We start from the raw sequence: 15,725 nt of genomic DNA on the forward strand, positions 1-15,725 counted from the left end.
TTGACTTGCTCAATTTAAAAAATAAAAATTAACGTTGACGTTTACTATTTCGTTCAGTTTTCAAAGAACTCTTGTCTCAAGGCGACTTTCTTATCTTACCACCTTAAGAATAACTTGTCAACAACTTTTTTCATTAAGTTATTTTCGAGTTATTTTTTTGTTGTTGTCTTAGCGACGTATATAAATATAACATCTGTTAACTTGTTGGTCAACAACTTTTCCAAAAAAAATAAAAGTTTTCTCGAAAAGATTCCAGAAAACTTTTATTTTGGATATTCCTCCAAATTATAATATGAAATTATTAATAACAAGTAAGGCAGCTATTCCTGGAATACCTAAAATAGCTGAAACAATGGCTGTGGGGAAATTAATAGGGATATGAATACCAAACTGTACGCCAAAAATGTTAATAAAGAAAAGCAGCAGAACGCCAATAATAAGCTTAATCGATAAATTTCCAATGAATCGAAGCATTTTTTCAACACCACCTGTTACTAAGAGTAGAATGATTAGTCCTATTAAAAAAGACACAACTACAATGGGATGATTTAGCATGTTGCCTCCTTCTTAAAGCAGATAAGTTATCTTATATGTATGTCCAAGCATTCAAAAAAAGCACTATTTCACGGAGGGAAATCCTTATTTTATAAAGACAACAAAACAGGATGCCTCTATGACATCCTGTTAATTGAAATATTTCGATGCTTGGCTTCTTTTAATAGAAAAAGATACTTCATTTTGGCTAATCGAATATCTACCATTACCTCTTCTGAAGGATCTACACTTCTTTCTACCATTGAAGTTTTGTGACTCCATTCCTGCTTTACTTGCATAAAAGTCTTCACAAATTCATCATCGTACTCTTTGCGTAACCAACCTTTTCTTTTAAAAAACATATGCAAGTACCTCGTTATACTTCTCTTCTACCTTCTAGGGCTTTAGATAATGTTACTTCATCTGCGTACTCAAGATCTCCTCCAACGGGTAACCCATGAGCAATTCTAGTAATTTTAATTCCTGTCGGCTTTAAGAGCCTAGAGATATACATAGCCGTAGCTTCGCCCTCTATATTCGGGTTAGTAGCTAAAATCACTTCTTGAATCTCGTCATCTTGAAGTCTTTTTAATAACTCTGGTACTTTGATATCTTCAGGCCCTATTCCTTCCATAGGTGAAATTGCGCCATGCAGGACATGATACAAGCCGTTATATTCTTTCATTTTCTCCATTGCAATGACATCCTTAGGGTCTTGCACGACACATACCACATTTCGCTCTCTGCGCTGATCTTGACAAATGTAGCAAGGATCTTGATCTGTGATATGCCCGCAAACTGAACAATAGGTTAAATTTCGCTTCGCATTGACTAATGCTTTTGCAAAATCTAATACTGTATCTTCTTTCATAGATAAAACAAAGAACGCTAAGCGAACAGCTGTTTTTGGACCAATGCCGGGTAACTTCATAAAACTATCTATAAGCTTTGATATTGGTTCTGGATAATGCACGTGGCAACCACCTTATTAAAGTCCTGGAATATTTAAACCTTTTGTAAATTGACCCATTGTGTTATTTGTTAAATCGTCCATTTGTTTTAATGCGTCATTTGTTGCTGCTAGTACTAAATCTTGTAGCATTTCAATATCTTCAGGATCTACTACATCCTCTTTAATATTTACATCAATTACTTGTTTCTGACCGTTAACCACAACTGTTACCATTCCACCGCCAGCTGTACCTTCAACAGTTTTTTCAGCTAACTCTTCCTGCGCTTTTTGCATATCTTTTTGCATTTTTTGCATTTGTTTCATCATTTTTTGCATATTGCCCATGCCTTTCATCATATGAACATTCCTCCTAAATTTACTCTTGAATTTCGATTAAGTCTTCTCCAAATAGCTTTTTCGCTTCTGCAACCACAGGGTCTTCCTCCTGTGGTTGACCTGATGACCCATCACTTTGCTGTCCTTGAAGAAACTCTTCTCTTACTTTATCCCATTCGCTTTCTGGAATTGCAACCATTTCACGCTTGCTGCCAATTAAAGTATATAAGATATTCTCTAAATTATCACGTACATTGTTGTTATTTTCAGAAGCCATTTTGCAATGAATTTCATATTTAAATTTAAGTATAAATGATTGATCTGAAGACGCAACTGGTTCACTGTTAGATAACAACGCTGCATGTGAAGCTTTATTTTGTTGTTTCAATGTGTCCAACACCTGCGCCCAAGATCGCTTAATCGTTTCTAAATTCTGCCGAGTGGCATTTTTTAGAACTTCATTTACCTTCCCAACAGGCGTTTTGTACTGACTTCTGGACTGTCTTGTCTGTTTTTTCTCTGTTTGCGCTGCCTGAGCTGTATGATCAACTTGAATACCTTTTTCTTTTAACTGCTGCAGTTCTGCTTCCATTTGATTCATTTTTTGCAAAATGTCTTGATATGGAAGAGTATCCTCTTGATTTGTAGAACTTTGAGCTAATTTTACTAAAGCTACTTCAAGTAGCACTCGAGGATGATTGCTCCATTTCATCTCTTGCTGAGTTTGGTTCAATTCAGCAATGACTTTATAAATAAAGGCACTATCCATTTTTGAACTGAGTTCTTTAAACTCTTCGTTAACCGCTGCTTTTTCAAGTAAATATGCATTTTCTTCAGAAGCTTGATAAAGCAGAACATCACGATAATAGAAGATGAGGTCCTCTACAAACCTCGCTGGATCTTTTCCGTTTTTGATCAAACTTTCAACAGAGTCTAGCGCTTCTACGATGTTTTCATTAAAGATAGCTTGGACGATCTTCACAATAAAAGCCTGTGATACTGCTCCTGTTATGGATAGAACATCCTCTAAGCTCACCTTCTCCGTACTATACGAGATGGCTTGGTCTAAAAGACTAAGTGCATCACGCATGCCGCCTTCTGAAGCTTTCGCAATTTCGTAAAGAGCATCCTCGCTTACTTCTAGCTCTTCAGAACCCAATACTTCCTTCATTCGATATACGATATCTTCTGGCGAAATGCGTTTGAAATCAAAGCGCTGACATCTAGAGATAATCGTTAATGGAATTTTATGCGGCTCTGTTGTAGCTAAAATAAAGATAACATGTGCAGGAGGTTCTTCTAACGTTTTTAATAAAGCGTTAAAAGCTCCAATTGAAAGCATATGAACTTCATCAATAATGTACACTTTGTATCGAACAGCACTAGGTGCATATTTTACTTTATCACGGATATCTCGAATTTCATCGACTCCATTATTAGAGGCTGCATCAATTTCAATTACATCCGAAATGGAACCATCAGTAATTCCCCGACAAGTTGCACATTCATTACAGGGTTCAGCAATGGGTGCTTTTTCACAGTTAACGGCTTTCGCTAAAATTTTAGCAGCTGTTGTCTTTCCTGTCCCTCGAGGTCCAGAAAATAAATACGCATGCGAAAATTTCTCTTGGACAAGGGCATTTTGAAGTGTTTTGATAATATGTTGTTGACCGACTACGTCGTTAAAGCTTTGAGGACGGTATACACGGTACAGAGCCTGATATGCCACTACATCCTCTCCTTTTAATATAATTCATTAGTTATCATTATAGCGTATTATGAGGTTTTTTTTCAAAATAGTGAGAGATAAAATAAAAAGCCTACTCCAACAGAGTAGACTAAACTTATGTATATAACTGCCGTGCACCTTCCGTCGATTAACCACCCCAGGCGTTACTTAAGCAGTTAGCTCGGTTCAGGCGACCCCATGGCACATGAGAGGTTCTGCTTACTGCTGCTTCCTTCCGGACCTGACAGGGTTCACAGATTCCCATTGCATAGGACCCAAACGTCAACACCACTTACTTAAGGCAGGCCCTAAGATGAGCTAACCTCAAGAAGGAATTCGGCCTCGCTAGAGCGGATTGCGAGTACAGGGCACCGCTACCTCCCCGCTTAGCACGGCAAAGTTGAAACCAATAGTTTGGGCATCAAGTTGATGCATTTACAAGTATACGTCTTTTCATTCAAAAATGCAACCGCTATAGAAAACTTACTTTTTTAGCGCTATTTTCCAGCCTTTTTTCGTTGACGCAACTCACGAAAAAAGGTCGTTAAGAGGCTCCCGCATTCTTCTTCTAGCATACCTCCTACTACTTGTGCTTGATGATTAAACTTTTCAAACTCTAATAAGTTTAACAATGTTCCCGCGCAGCCACCTTTAGGATCATAAGCGCCAAACACAACTCTTTTCACTCTTGATAATACAATAGCACCTGCACACATCGGACATGGTTCTAAGGTGACATATAACGTAGCGTCTTCTAATCTCCATGTTCCTAGTTTCTTACATGCTTCATCAATTGCTAAAAGTTCCGCATGAGCAACTGATCGCTGTTCTGTTTCTCGTAAGTTATAAGCTGAAGCAACTACCTCGTCATTTTGAACAATAACTGCTCCAATGGGAACCTCTAATTTATCTTTGGCTTTTAATGCTTCATCAATTGCCAACCTCATATACTTTTCATCATTTAACACTTTTTATCCAACCTTACATATTATATTTTTTCTGAGTCAAACTATTTACTATGTACATCAGGAAAAGGAGAGAACTTATGTGAAGAACGCTAAAACTGCTTTAATTATTATTGATATGCTAAACGATTTTCAATTTAAAAACGGCAAAATACTTGCTGAAAAATCTTTAACAATTGCTCAAAACATTTCCAAATTAAAACAATATGCCTCGTCTCAACATATCCCTATCATTTATGTCAATGACCACTATAAGCTATGGCAAGCAAACTTAGAAACCATTTTAACACACTGCACAAATGAGATAAGCTCACCCATTCTACATCACATTTCACCACAAAACGCTGATTACTTTTTAATTAAACCAAAGCATTCTATCTTCTATGGGACAGCTTTAAATATTTTGCTATCACAGCTCGATGTGCATACACTTATTTTAACAGGAATTGCGGGAAATATATGCGTGCTTTTTTCAGCCAACGATGCTTATATGCGTGAGTATAACTTAATTGTGCCTGAAGATTGTATTGCTTCAAACGCAGATGAAGACAATACCTTTGCTTTGAGAATGATGCATAACGTATTAAATGCTCGTATTTGCAAACATACCGAGTTGATGAATTAAGTAAAAAGCCTTCTCATATGATGGAAGTAAGTCATATGAAATGGAGGCTTTTTATTATGCAAATTTACACTGTTAAAGCAGGTGACAGTATATATAGTATTGCAAAACAGTTCCGCATTGACGCAGGGAAAATTATAAGAGCAAATGAATTACCTAATCCAAATCAACTCGTCATCGGGCAATCTATGGTTATTCCAATCAACGGTACTTACTACACAGTAAAAGCTGGGGACACTATATGGAAGGTAGGAAGAAAATTAGGCGTTAGCTATCAGGCTATTGCCAATGCGAACAATGTTTCAGTTACAGCACCCTTAACACCTGGCCGCCGCATCTTAATTCCCCCTTCCCCCAACAAAAGAAACGGTGAGTTTTTAGGGTATGTTGAAACAAGCAATCGAAAAATCACTCCTCAAACAGAGAAAATGATTAATCAAAATGCAAAATACCTTACTTATCTCGGGCCAGCGAACTTCGAAGTGCAAAAAGACGGTTCTCTAAAGGCACCTCCACTTAACAATTTAGGTTCTATTGCTAAAGAAAATGACGTCATTTTCTTAATGGTATTGGCTAATATTGAAAACGGCGCATTCAGTGACGAAGTCGGCCGAGCAATTTTAAATAATAAAGACGTTCAAGATACGCTCTTAAATAATATTGTAAAAACAGCGAAAGAACAAAATTTCAGAGACATTCACTTTGACTTCGAATTTTTGCGTCCGGCAGATAAAGAAGCCTATATTGCATTTTTACAGAAAGCAAAAAAGCGTCTTCAAGATGAGCAACTTCTTATGTCTGTCGCTTTAGCTCCGAAGACAAGTCGAGATCAAAAAGGCAAATGGTATGAAGCACATGATTATAAAGCCATTGGAGAGATTGCTAACTTCGTTGTTCCGATGACATACGAATGGGGATATAGCGGTGGGCCTCCTATGGCCGTCTCTCCTATTGGTCCCGTACGTGATGTTTTAGAATATGCAGTATCTGAAATACCTAGTTCAAAAATTATCATGGGCCAAAACCTATACGGTTACGATTGGACACTTCCTTACAAACCAGGAGGGGAATATGCCAAAGCCATTAGTCCTCAACGAGCTATTGAGTTGGCAGCTCGCTATAAAGTAGCTATTCAATACGACAATAAAGCACAAGCTCCTTTCTTCCGGTATAAAGATGAACAGCAGCGCACCCACGAAGTATGGTTTGAAGACGCTAGGTCTATTCAGGCCAAGTTTGATTTAATCAAAGAATTAAAACTTAGAGGAATGGCTTACTGGAAACTAGGCTTAGATTTCCCGCAAAACTGGCTCTTGATTGAAGACAACTTCAAAATTACAAAAAGAGTGACACAGCCATAAATAGGGAAAGCTTACTGTTAACAGTAGGCTTTTTGTTATTCTTCTTACTGAAAGAAATTTCTTTCCCCCTTATTCTCCTTCTCTATGTTAAAATATTTTTTGTCTGTTTTTTTTGAACGAGTGGTCATGAAGGAGGCAAATGAATGCAAGGCACACCTTTTATTTCAGTAGAAGGACCCATCGGTGTCGGAAAAACCTCTCTAGCTAAAGAGATTGCACAAGCATTTCAATTCGAAATTTTAAAAGAAATCGTAGATGAAAATCCATTTCTCGGGAAATTTTATGAAAATATCAACGAGTGGAGTTTTCAAACCGAAATGTTTTTTCTATGTAATCGATATAAGCAGTTGGAGGATATTCAAAAAGGGTTCTTATCTTATAAAAAACCTGTTGTAGCAGATTATCATATTATGAAAAACATGATTTTTGCTGAGCAAACGTTAAAAGATGAACAGTATAAAAAATATGTACAAATCTTCCACATCTTAACGGCTGATATGCCAGCTCCGAACATTATTATTTATTTAAATGCCAGTTTAGATACCTTGTTAAAGCGTATTAAAATGCGCGGAAGAGAAATTGAACGAAACATCGATCCTCACTACCTTGCGAGGCTAAGTGATGATTATGAAAAAGCTATGACGGCGTTTGAACAAAATAACCCTGATGTAACCATTTTACGTTATGACGGTGATGAAATAGATTTTGTACAAAATAAACAACACTTAAATAGAATCTTATCAGAGGTTCAAGAGAGTATGTTAAAAAGGAGTATGTAATGGTAAACTTACGATCGAAATACAACATTCCTAATGATGCTGTGTTGACGATAGCGGGCACAGTTGGAGTTGGGAAATCTACAATGACTCAATCATTGGCTGATGCTCTCCAATTTCGCACATCGTTTGAAAAAGTAGATTCCAACCCTTACCTGGACAAATTTTATGGGGATTTTGAACGTTGGAGCTTCCACCTACAAGTATATTTTCTAGCGGAACGCTTTAAAGAACAAAAGAAAATTTTCGAGTATGGCGGCGGCTTCATCCAAGACAGATCCATTTACGAAGATACCGGTATTTTTGCTAAGATGCATTTTGAAAAAGGAACGATGTCTAAAGTAGACTATGAAACATATACAAGCTTGTTCGATGCAATGGTTATGACTCCATATTTCCCTCATCCGGATCTGCTCATTTATTTGGAAGGCAGCTTCGAAGATATTGTAGATCGCATTCAAGAAAGAGGGCGACCAATGGAACAACAAACGCCTCTTGATTATTGGAAAGAGATGCACGCCCGATACGAAGACTGGATTAATAACTTTACGGCTTGTCCTATTCTTCGTTTAGATATTAGAGAATACGACCTTATCAAGAATCCTGATTCAATTGAATCAATTGTTGAAAAAGTGGCTCGCTTTTTACAACATAACGAAAAGCTAAAACGTCGTCATCTATAAAAAAATGCCGCTTTATCTATTAAAGCGGCATTTTTAACAAATAAAAAACCGTTACTTATAAGTAACGGTTTTCCAATCTCCAATTTATCGCGCTATGTTAATTGCATTATAAGTCAAATATGGCGGAGGAAGAGGGATTCGAACCCCCGCGGGCTTTAACACCCCTGTCGGTTTTCAAGACCGATCCCTTCAGCCGGACTTGGGTATTCCTCCGTATCGACAAGTATTAATTTATCATATACAAATAATGAAGTCAACTCTTTTATTGATTTTTTTAAAAAAGATGTTCATTAAGAATTAATTCTTAATGAACATCTTCTACTTTTATTTAGAAATAAATTCTTTATTTCCCATATATGGACGCAGCACTTCTGGAATTTGAATTGATCCATCTTCCTGCTGGTAGTTTTCTAAAATTGCAGCTACCGTACGGCCAATTGCTAAGCCAGAACCGTTTAGTGTATGAACATGCTCTGGTTTTGCTTTTGTATCACGGCGGAAGCGAATATTAGCACGGCGAGCTTGGAAGCTCTCAAAGTTTGAACAAGAAGAAATTTCACGATACGTTTCATAACTTGGAATCCAAACTTCAATATCATACTTTTTGGCTGCTGTGAAACCTAAGTCAGCTGTACACATGCTTAGAACTCGGTAAGGTAAACCTAATAGTTGAAGAACCTTTTCAGCATGGCCCGTTAATTTTTCTAATTCATCATAAGAATCTTCTGGCTTAACAAAGCGAACAAGTTCTACTTTATTAAACTGATGCTGACGAATAAGACCACGTGTATCTCTTCCTGCAGAGCCTGCTTCTGAGCGGAAGCAAGCACTATACGCTGTATAAGCAATTGGAAGCTGATCTCCGCTTAAAATTTCATCACGATGTAAATTTGTAACTGGTACTTCAGCTGTAGGAATTAAGAAATAATCTTCTTCTTTAATCTTGAATGCATCTTCTTCAAATTTAGGAAGCTGCCCTGTTCCTGTCATGCTTGTGCGATTCACCATATATGGAGGAAGGATTTCTTCATAACCATGCTCATCCATATGTAAATCCATCATAAAGTTAATAAGAGCACGTTCTAATCTTGCACCTAACCCTTTATAAAATACAAAGCGGCTTCCCGTTACTTTCGAAGCTCTTTCAAAATCTAAAATATTTAAATCTGTTCCTAAATCCCAATGCGGTTTTGGTTCAAAATCAAATTGTTTAATTTCTCCCCATTTGCGAACTTCTACGTTATCATCTTCAGTTTCACCTACAGGCGTACTTTCATGTGGAACGTTAGGAATTGAAAGCAGCAATAGTTCTAATTCTTCTTCAACGCTGCGAAGCTCTTCATCCAATTGCTTTACGCGATCTCCTACTTCACGCATTTCAACGATTAAATGATCAGCATCTTGTTTTTCACGCTTCAATTGTGCAATTTGCTGTGATACTTCATTTCGCTTGCTTTTTAACTCTTCTGTTTGAGCAATTAGCTCACGGCGTTTTGCATCTAACTCTTCAAAGCGACCTAAGTCCGTTAAGTCCTCACCACGAAACTTGAGCTTTTCTTTTACTTCATTAAAATTAGCACGTAAAAATTTTAAATCTAACATACTTAGTACCTCCTTTAGTATAAAAGGGCAAAATAAAAACTCTCATCCCCATGAAAGGGACGAGAGTTTACCCGCGTTGCCACCCTAATTGAAAGCTAAAATAAGCCTTCCTCTTAAACCAGATAACGGATGAACCGAAACTGCCTACTACTTTTTCGACAGCTTGCTCTAGGACGGATTCATAAGAATTGATTATCGATTCACACCAGCCATCGACTCTCTTGAAATCAAAAATCTTATTACTATTTCCTATCAACGCTTTATACCAATATCATTTTTATTAATCATAATGTACTACAAGTCTTTACAAGATGCAATTCATTTATACAGGTTTTTTTGAAGCTTCTTCAACCATTGCTACAAAATACTGTGCCATGCGAGCATCATCTGTCAATTCTGGATGAAACGAACATCCCAAGAATTGACCTTGTCTTGCCGCAACAATTCGGTCGTTATGCATTGCTAAAACTTCAACGTTTTCTCCTACTTCTACAATATGCGGAGCACGGATAAATACGCCTATAAAATCTTCACCGATATCTTTAATATTTAGGGCCGCTTCAAAGCTATCCCGTTGACGCCCAAACGAGTTGCGAGCTACCGTAATATCCATAACACCTAAATGGGGCTCTTCACGGTCAACGACTTGTCCTGCGAGTAAAATTAAACCCGCACACGTACCAAATACCGGTTTACCTGCTTGTGCAAACTGGCGAAGAGGTTCCATAAAGTCATATTTGTCGATCAGACGACGCATTGCTGTGCTTTCGCCGCCCGGTAGGATTAAACCATCTATTTCGTTTAGCTGTTCAACTTTTTTTATGATAATGGCTTCAGCGCCTGCTGCTTCTAATGCTTGTGCATGCTCGCGAAAGGCACCTTGTAATCCTAACACGCCTACTTTTACCATTTTGTCAAAACTCCCTTTAAATTACCATCCACGCTCTTGCATGCGGTTTTCTGGTAATAATGATGAAATTTCAATCCCTTTCATTGCACTTCCTAACCCTTTTGATAAGTTTGCAATAAGCTCATAGTCTTGATAATGTGTTGTTGCTTCCACGATTGCACGTGCAAACTTTTCAGGGTTGTCTGATTTGAAGATTCCTGATCCAACGAACACGCCGTCTGCTCCAAGCTGCATCATTAACGCTGCATCTGCTGGTGTTGCTACACCGCCTGCTGCAAAGTTTACAACTGGTAAACGACCTTCACGTTTAATTTGCAGTAATAACTCATAAGGTGCGCCTAATAGTTTAGCTTCTGTCATTAACTCATCTTCGTCCATGCCCACAACTTTACGTACTTGAGCGTTTACTTGACGCATATGACGTACTGCTTCCACGATGTTTCCTGTCCCTGGTTCGCCCTTTGTACGAAGCATTGCAGCTCCTTCAGCAATACGACGAGATGCTTCGCCAAGATCACGGCAACCGCACACAAATGGAACCGTAAATGTATTTTTATTCAAATGAAACTCCTCATCAGCTGGAGTCAACACTTCACTTTCATCGATGTAGTCTACACCCATCGCTTCTAGCACGCGTGCTTCAACAATATGGCCAATACGAGCTTTTGCCATAACTGGAATGGACACAGCATTCATCACTTCTTCAACAATTGTTGGGTCTGCCATACGAGACACGCCGCCTGCTGCACGGATATCAGCTGGAACACGCTCTAATGCCATAACGGCAACAGCGCCGGCTGCTTCTGCAATTTTTGCTTGCTCTGCATTGATAACGTCCATGATAACGCCACCTTTTTGCATTTCCGCCATTCCTCGTTTTACACGATCAGTACCTGTAATGTTATTCATGTTTGTCTTCCTCCTGTATCAAGTGTTTCACAATAATTTTTAGTGTATATACAAAATTCAAAACTTAGTGTCTATTTTACCGCATTTTTCGGAAAATTCCTATCTAATTTATAGATTATATACAAACAAATCTAAAAATAAAAAGAAGAGATACTCTCTTGTAGTATCTCTTCTTTCTCTTGAGTTATCATTAAAACCAGTTATTCACTGTATTTGCAGCATTCATCCAAATATCGCTGAAGAAGTTGCCAATACTGCGGATAGCGAGAGAGAACCATCCAGCTTTTTCAACAGATTCGTTTGTCACAACCGGCGTCATGCTATCTGTAGTTTGACCTCCTACATAGCCTAAATCTTTAAGATTGCTGTTTGTTGCACTCACATAAGCAACTGTTTCTCCTTTTTTAATAGGAGCAACAACTTTTTGATCGTTCATAACTTTATCGTTTAACTTAAAGTTGATTTTAGTATGATCTTTTTGACCTTTTTCGGTAATAATCTTTACCGAATTCTTTGGAGAAACGGAAGCTTCTTTTGATTTTCCTTTAGCAACACCAATTGTTTCATGCCCTTTAATCTCGCCGTTAGCAGGCACTACTTCTTTTAACTGAAAATGACTAAAAGCATAATCCAATATCTTTTTCGTTTGGGAAAAACGAGCAGCTTCCGTAGACTTGCCGTTTTCCTTAGCATTCATTACAACTGTTATGTATCTTACCCCATTACGCTCTGCAGTCCCAGTGAAACATTGACCTGCAAAATCTGTATGGCCAGTTTTTAAACCGTCTACGCCGCTGTAGGCAGCTGAAAAACCTGGGAGCATCTTATTCCAATTGTTCATTTTTGTTTCGCCTTGTTGCCCTTGTCTAAACATCTTAGAAGGAGTTTTAGCTACTTCCAAAGATTCTGGATAATCATGAATTAAGTGATAAGCAAGGGTAGCAACTGCCCGAGCCGATAGAAGGTTCTCATCTTCTTCCTTCGTTCCTTTTGGATACATTCCTTTTAGCAAAGAATTAGAAAGACCTGTGGAATTGACAAATTTTGATTCACCCATATTTAATCTTTTTGCCGTTTCGTTCATTAACTTAATAAAGTTTTCTTCGGAACCGCTGACAGCTTCAGCTAAAGCAATCGCAGCTCCATTAGCTGAGTAAATAGCCATGGCATCATATAATTCTTTCACCGTGTATTTTTGGTTTTCAATTAACGGTACATTCGATAATCCATAATCCTGAGAAATTTTAGCTGCATATTTACTAACTGGCACACGTTGATCCCAAGATAATTTCTTATCTTTTATGGATTCTAATACTAGGTATTCCGTCATCATTTTTGTCATGCTTGCAATACCTAATAAAGCATCCGTATTTTTCCCGTATAATACTTTCCCCGTACTTGCCTCTACTAAGATCGCTGCATCTGCTTCAACGCCAATATCATCTGTTTTAGGAGCAGCTGATGCTTGTGTAGAGACAAAAAATACGCTGGCCATTAACATAACAGCAATGACACAAATTAATTGTTTCTGTACTGCGTTTCTCACTCTATACCCTCCAAACGTAAACTCACATAAATGTAATTTTATCATACTAAAATTTAAAAAAATAGATAAAGAAGTACTGTTACATTCGTGATCAATGACATAAAAAACACGTTTCCCTAATAGGGAAACGTGTTTTTTAAACATTCATGATTATCTCATAGAATAGTTAGGAGATTCTTTTGTGATTTGTACATCATGTGGGTGGCTTTCTCTTAAACCTGCTCCAGTCATACGAATGAATTGTGCCTGTTCACGTAACGCTTCTAAGTTAGCTGAACCACAGTAACCCATTCCTGCGCGTAAACCGCCAATCATTTGATATAAAGTATCTGCTACAGGTCCTTTGTAAGGCAAACGGCCTTCGATACCTTCTGGAACTAATTTTTTATTATCTTCTTGGAAGTATCGATCTTTACTTCCTTTTTCCATGGCTCCTACAGAGCCCATTCCACGGTACACTTTAAAGCGTCTACCTTGGTAGATTTCTGTTTCTCCAGGACTTTCGGTCGTTCCTGCTAGAAGGCTTCCTAGCATTACTGTATGTCCACCAGCTGCAAGTGCTTTTACGATATCTCCAGAGTATTTAATACCGCCATCTGCGATGATAGCTACACCGTGCTTACGAGCTTCAGTTGCACAGTCATATACTGCTGTAATTTGTGGAACGCCTACACCGGCTACAACACGAGTTGTACAAATTGAACCAGGTCCAATTCCTACTTTTACTACGTTTGCTCCCGCTTCAATTAATGCTTTTGTACCTTCAGCAGTTGCTACGTTACCAGCAATAATATTTAACTCTGGATATGCCTCGCGAATGCTGCGTACCGTATCTAAAACGCCTTGTGAATGTCCATGCGCTGTATCAATAACGATAACATCAACGCCAGCTTGTACTAATTTTTCGATACGAACATTTGAATCAGCTGTTACGCCAACAGCTGCTCCAACTAATAATCGACCTTGTTGATCTTTAGCTGCATTTGGAAACTCAATTACTTTTTCAATGTCTTTAATTGTGATAAGACCTTTTAATACGCCATTGTCATCTACAAGAGGTAACTTTTCAATTTTGTATTGCTGTAGAATTTTCTCTGCTTCTTCTAAAGTCGTTCCTACTGGAGCAGTAACTAATTCTTCTTTTGTCATTACATCAGCAATTTGCATTGAATAATCTTGGATGAAACGCAAGTCGCGGTTTGTAAGGATTCCAACTAGTTTTTGTTCTTCTTCGTTGTTGACAATCGGAACACCTGAGATACGATATTTGCCCATTAAATGTTCAGCAGCAAATACTTGGTTTTCAGGAGTTAAAAAGAAAGGATCCGTGATAACACCACTTTCAGAACGTTTTACTTTATCAACTTGTTCTGCTTGCTGTTCAATCGACATGTTTTTGTGAATGATACCTAAACCACCTTGTCTAGCCATCGCAATAGCCATTTCAGCTTCTGTAACTGTATCCATTCCTGCACTGATGAACGGCACCTTTAATTTTAATGTTTTTGTTAGTTCAACACTCATATCAACGTCTTTAGGTAGTACCTCAGATTTTGCTGGCACCAGTAAAACGTCATCAAATGTTAAGCCTTCTTTAGAAAATTTGCTTTCCCACATTATAGAATCCTCCTTTAAACGACAGAATATTATTAGTAGATTAACAAGCAGATATGTACCTGTCAATAACTTCACTAGATATCAGATAATTCTAATAAAAAGAAAAGGTGATTTAGTTGCATAAATTTAATGATGTTTGGACGTCCTACAATTTATTTTTCTCTGTTCCTTTTGTACAAGACTTTTTAAAAAAGCGCTATCAAAAATTGAATTATAGCGATGCAGAGCAACATAGCTTTAAAAACAGTTACCCATTTATTTATTATTTGGAACACAGTAAAAATTATTATCAAGTTGCGGCACAATCTCCTGTATCAGTTCAACCAGTTTTATTATTTTATGGAATGTCACAGCTGTTAAAAGCCTGTTTGTTAACGCAAAACCCAGTATATCCAGAAAATACGGCGGTGTTAGCACATGGAGTATCAACACGAAAAAGAAAAAAACAAAGTTATGATTTTTTAGATGATGAAGTTAAGATCCAAAAAAGCGGTTTGTTTTCACAAGTAGGAGAAGAATTGTTTCATGTGAAACAAATGGAAGGTAGTAAATATACAATGAATTATCTGTTGTCGTGCGTACCGGAATTAGATACATTATTTTTAAATTTGGGTACTAGGTCATTTTCCCATTTAACAACTATTGGATCGCTTCCAGCTACCTCTTTGTCTATTCCTGAACAAGTTACACGGTGTTATCATATGAATCACGAAAGGCTCTACTCTTTTTTAAAAGAGCGTTCCCGCCTATCATTGTCTCTGTCAGAAGATCAGGTATGTATTCTTGATCCTTCAAGCTGTTTATATAATTGTTCACCTTTTATGTACAATTTCCAAAATAACACGCTGCATGCACCTTTGGAAAAAGATAGCTGCTTATATTTCCCTGAGATGTTGGCACATTACTTATTACTTTATAATTTAAGTATGATTTCACGTTATGAAACAGAGTGGTGGTATGAATTATTGCATACATACTCTTCGAAAGATTACCCATTTATCTTGAGGTTCCTTGAAGTTACAGCTCAAAAGATTCCTTACTTAATTTCTTGTTACTTAAATGAACCTACAAAAAAAGACTAGCTAAAATAGCTAGTCTTTTTTCAAGTGCCTGGCAACGTCCTACTCTCACAGGGACAAAGTCCCAACTACCATTGGCGCTAAAGAGCTTAACTTCCGTGTTC

General features: G+C 37.6%; 16 protein-coding genes, 1 tRNA gene, 1 other RNA gene and 1 other annotated feature. Of the genes, 5 read left to right on the forward strand and 13 right to left on the reverse strand.

What is annotated here, in order from left to right; all coding sequences use genetic code 11:
• Positions 1-285: 285 nt before the first annotated feature.
• The 7 genes from AC4NPH_RS30730 to tadA all read right to left on the reverse strand — a co-directional run bounded on the left by AC4NPH_RS30730 (position 286) and on the right by tadA (position 4,519).
• Positions 286-555 (reverse strand): pro-sigmaK processing inhibitor BofA family protein, encoded by a 270-nt coding sequence (locus AC4NPH_RS30730; protein ID WP_013054841.1) that lies wholly within the window; start codon positions 553-555, stop codon positions 286-288.
• Between the two features lie 116 nt (positions 556-671).
• Positions 672-896, reverse strand: a complete 225-nt coding sequence (locus AC4NPH_RS30735) for a YaaL family protein (RefSeq protein ID WP_013054840.1) — start codon at positions 894-896, stop codon at positions 672-674.
• Positions 897-910: 14 nt separating this feature from the next.
• On the reverse strand, positions 911-1,507 hold the full coding sequence (recR, locus tag AC4NPH_RS30740; protein ID WP_013054839.1) for a recombination mediator RecR: 597 nt from the start codon (positions 1,505-1,507) through the stop codon (positions 911-913).
• A 15-nt stretch (positions 1,508-1,522) separates the two neighbouring features.
• On the reverse strand, positions 1,523-1,843 hold the full coding sequence (locus AC4NPH_RS30745; protein WP_013081327.1) for a YbaB/EbfC family nucleoid-associated protein: 321 nt from the start codon (positions 1,841-1,843) through the stop codon (positions 1,523-1,525).
• Positions 1,844-1,862: 19 nt separating this feature from the next.
• Positions 1,863-3,551, reverse strand: a complete 1,689-nt coding sequence (dnaX, locus tag AC4NPH_RS30750; protein ID WP_013054837.1) for a DNA polymerase III subunit gamma/tau — start codon at positions 3,549-3,551, stop codon at positions 1,863-1,865.
• Positions 3,552-3,681: 130 nt separating this feature from the next.
• Positions 3,682-3,946: signal recognition particle sRNA large type (gene ffs / locus AC4NPH_RS30755), an RNA gene on the reverse strand.
• Between the two features lie 102 nt (positions 3,947-4,048).
• Positions 4,049-4,519 carry a tRNA adenosine(34) deaminase TadA gene (gene tadA / locus AC4NPH_RS30760; RefSeq protein WP_013054836.1) on the reverse strand — a complete coding sequence of 157 codons (471 nt, stop codon included), beginning with the start codon at positions 4,517-4,519 and terminating at the stop codon, positions 4,049-4,051.
• 79 nt (positions 4,520-4,598) lie between these two features.
• Here tadA and AC4NPH_RS30765 point away from each other — a divergent pair, with 79 nt between their 5' ends.
• The 4 genes from AC4NPH_RS30765 to AC4NPH_RS30780 all read left to right on the forward strand — a co-directional run bounded on the left by AC4NPH_RS30765 (position 4,599) and on the right by AC4NPH_RS30780 (position 7,958).
• Positions 4,599-5,141 (forward strand): cysteine hydrolase family protein, encoded by a 543-nt coding sequence (locus tag AC4NPH_RS30765; protein WP_029325237.1) that lies wholly within the window; start codon positions 4,599-4,601, stop codon positions 5,139-5,141.
• 56 nt (positions 5,142-5,197) lie between these two features.
• Positions 5,198-6,499 carry a glycoside hydrolase family 18 protein gene (locus tag AC4NPH_RS30770; protein ID WP_013054834.1) on the forward strand — a complete coding sequence of 434 codons (1,302 nt, stop codon included), beginning with the start codon at positions 5,198-5,200 and terminating at the stop codon, positions 6,497-6,499.
• A 143-nt stretch (positions 6,500-6,642) separates the two neighbouring features.
• The gene (locus tag AC4NPH_RS30775) at positions 6,643-7,278 is read left to right on the forward strand and encodes a deoxynucleoside kinase (protein WP_028410386.1); all 636 of its coding nucleotides are present in this window, start codon (positions 6,643-6,645) and stop codon (positions 7,276-7,278) included.
• Positions 7,278-7,958, forward strand: a complete 681-nt coding sequence (locus AC4NPH_RS30780) for a deoxynucleoside kinase (RefSeq protein WP_028410385.1) — start codon at positions 7,278-7,280, stop codon at positions 7,956-7,958. The genes AC4NPH_RS30775 and AC4NPH_RS30780 overlap by 1 nt, the downstream gene beginning before the upstream one ends.
• A 120-nt stretch (positions 7,959-8,078) precedes the next feature.
• Here the strand turns inward: AC4NPH_RS30780 and AC4NPH_RS30785 are convergent.
• The 6 genes from AC4NPH_RS30785 to guaB form a co-directional block, all read right to left on the reverse strand.
• Positions 8,079-8,171: transfer RNA gene (locus tag AC4NPH_RS30785), tRNA-Ser, on the reverse strand.
• Positions 8,172-8,282: 111 nt separating this feature from the next.
• Entirely contained in the window at positions 8,283-9,560 is a 1,278-nt protein-coding gene (gene serS / locus AC4NPH_RS30790) for a serine--tRNA ligase (protein ID WP_013054831.1), read from the reverse strand.
• Positions 9,561-9,612: 52 nt separating this feature from the next.
• Positions 9,613-9,825: a binding site (T-box leader), on the reverse strand.
• A gap of 57 nt (positions 9,826-9,882) precedes the next feature.
• Positions 9,883-10,470: a pyridoxal 5'-phosphate synthase glutaminase subunit PdxT gene (gene pdxT / locus AC4NPH_RS30795; RefSeq protein ID WP_013081320.1), complete on the reverse strand. Its 588-nt coding sequence runs from the start codon at positions 10,468-10,470 to the stop codon at positions 9,883-9,885.
• A gap of 21 nt (positions 10,471-10,491) precedes the next feature.
• Positions 10,492-11,379 carry a pyridoxal 5'-phosphate synthase lyase subunit PdxS gene (pdxS, locus tag AC4NPH_RS30800; RefSeq protein ID WP_013054829.1) on the reverse strand — a complete coding sequence of 296 codons (888 nt, stop codon included), beginning with the start codon at positions 11,377-11,379 and terminating at the stop codon, positions 10,492-10,494.
• 190 nt (positions 11,380-11,569) lie between these two features.
• A complete protein-coding gene (locus tag AC4NPH_RS30805) occupies positions 11,570-12,925 on the reverse strand; it encodes a serine hydrolase (RefSeq protein WP_098315315.1) in 1,356 nt (451 codons plus the stop codon).
• Positions 12,926-13,075: 150 nt separating this feature from the next.
• Positions 13,076-14,542, reverse strand: coding sequence for an IMP dehydrogenase (gene guaB / locus AC4NPH_RS30810; protein WP_013054827.1), 1,467 nt, complete (start codon positions 14,540-14,542; stop codon positions 13,076-13,078).
• 116 nt (positions 14,543-14,658) lie between these two features.
• On the opposite strand from guaB, the gene AC4NPH_RS30815 reads away from it, so the two are divergent.
• Positions 14,659-15,624 carry a YaaC family protein gene (locus tag AC4NPH_RS30815; RefSeq protein WP_098197471.1) on the forward strand — a complete coding sequence of 322 codons (966 nt, stop codon included), beginning with the start codon at positions 14,659-14,661 and terminating at the stop codon, positions 15,622-15,624.
• Positions 15,625-15,725 lie beyond the last annotated feature (101 nt).

Source organism: Priestia sp. MDV22-iso46, from assembly GCF_058629175.1.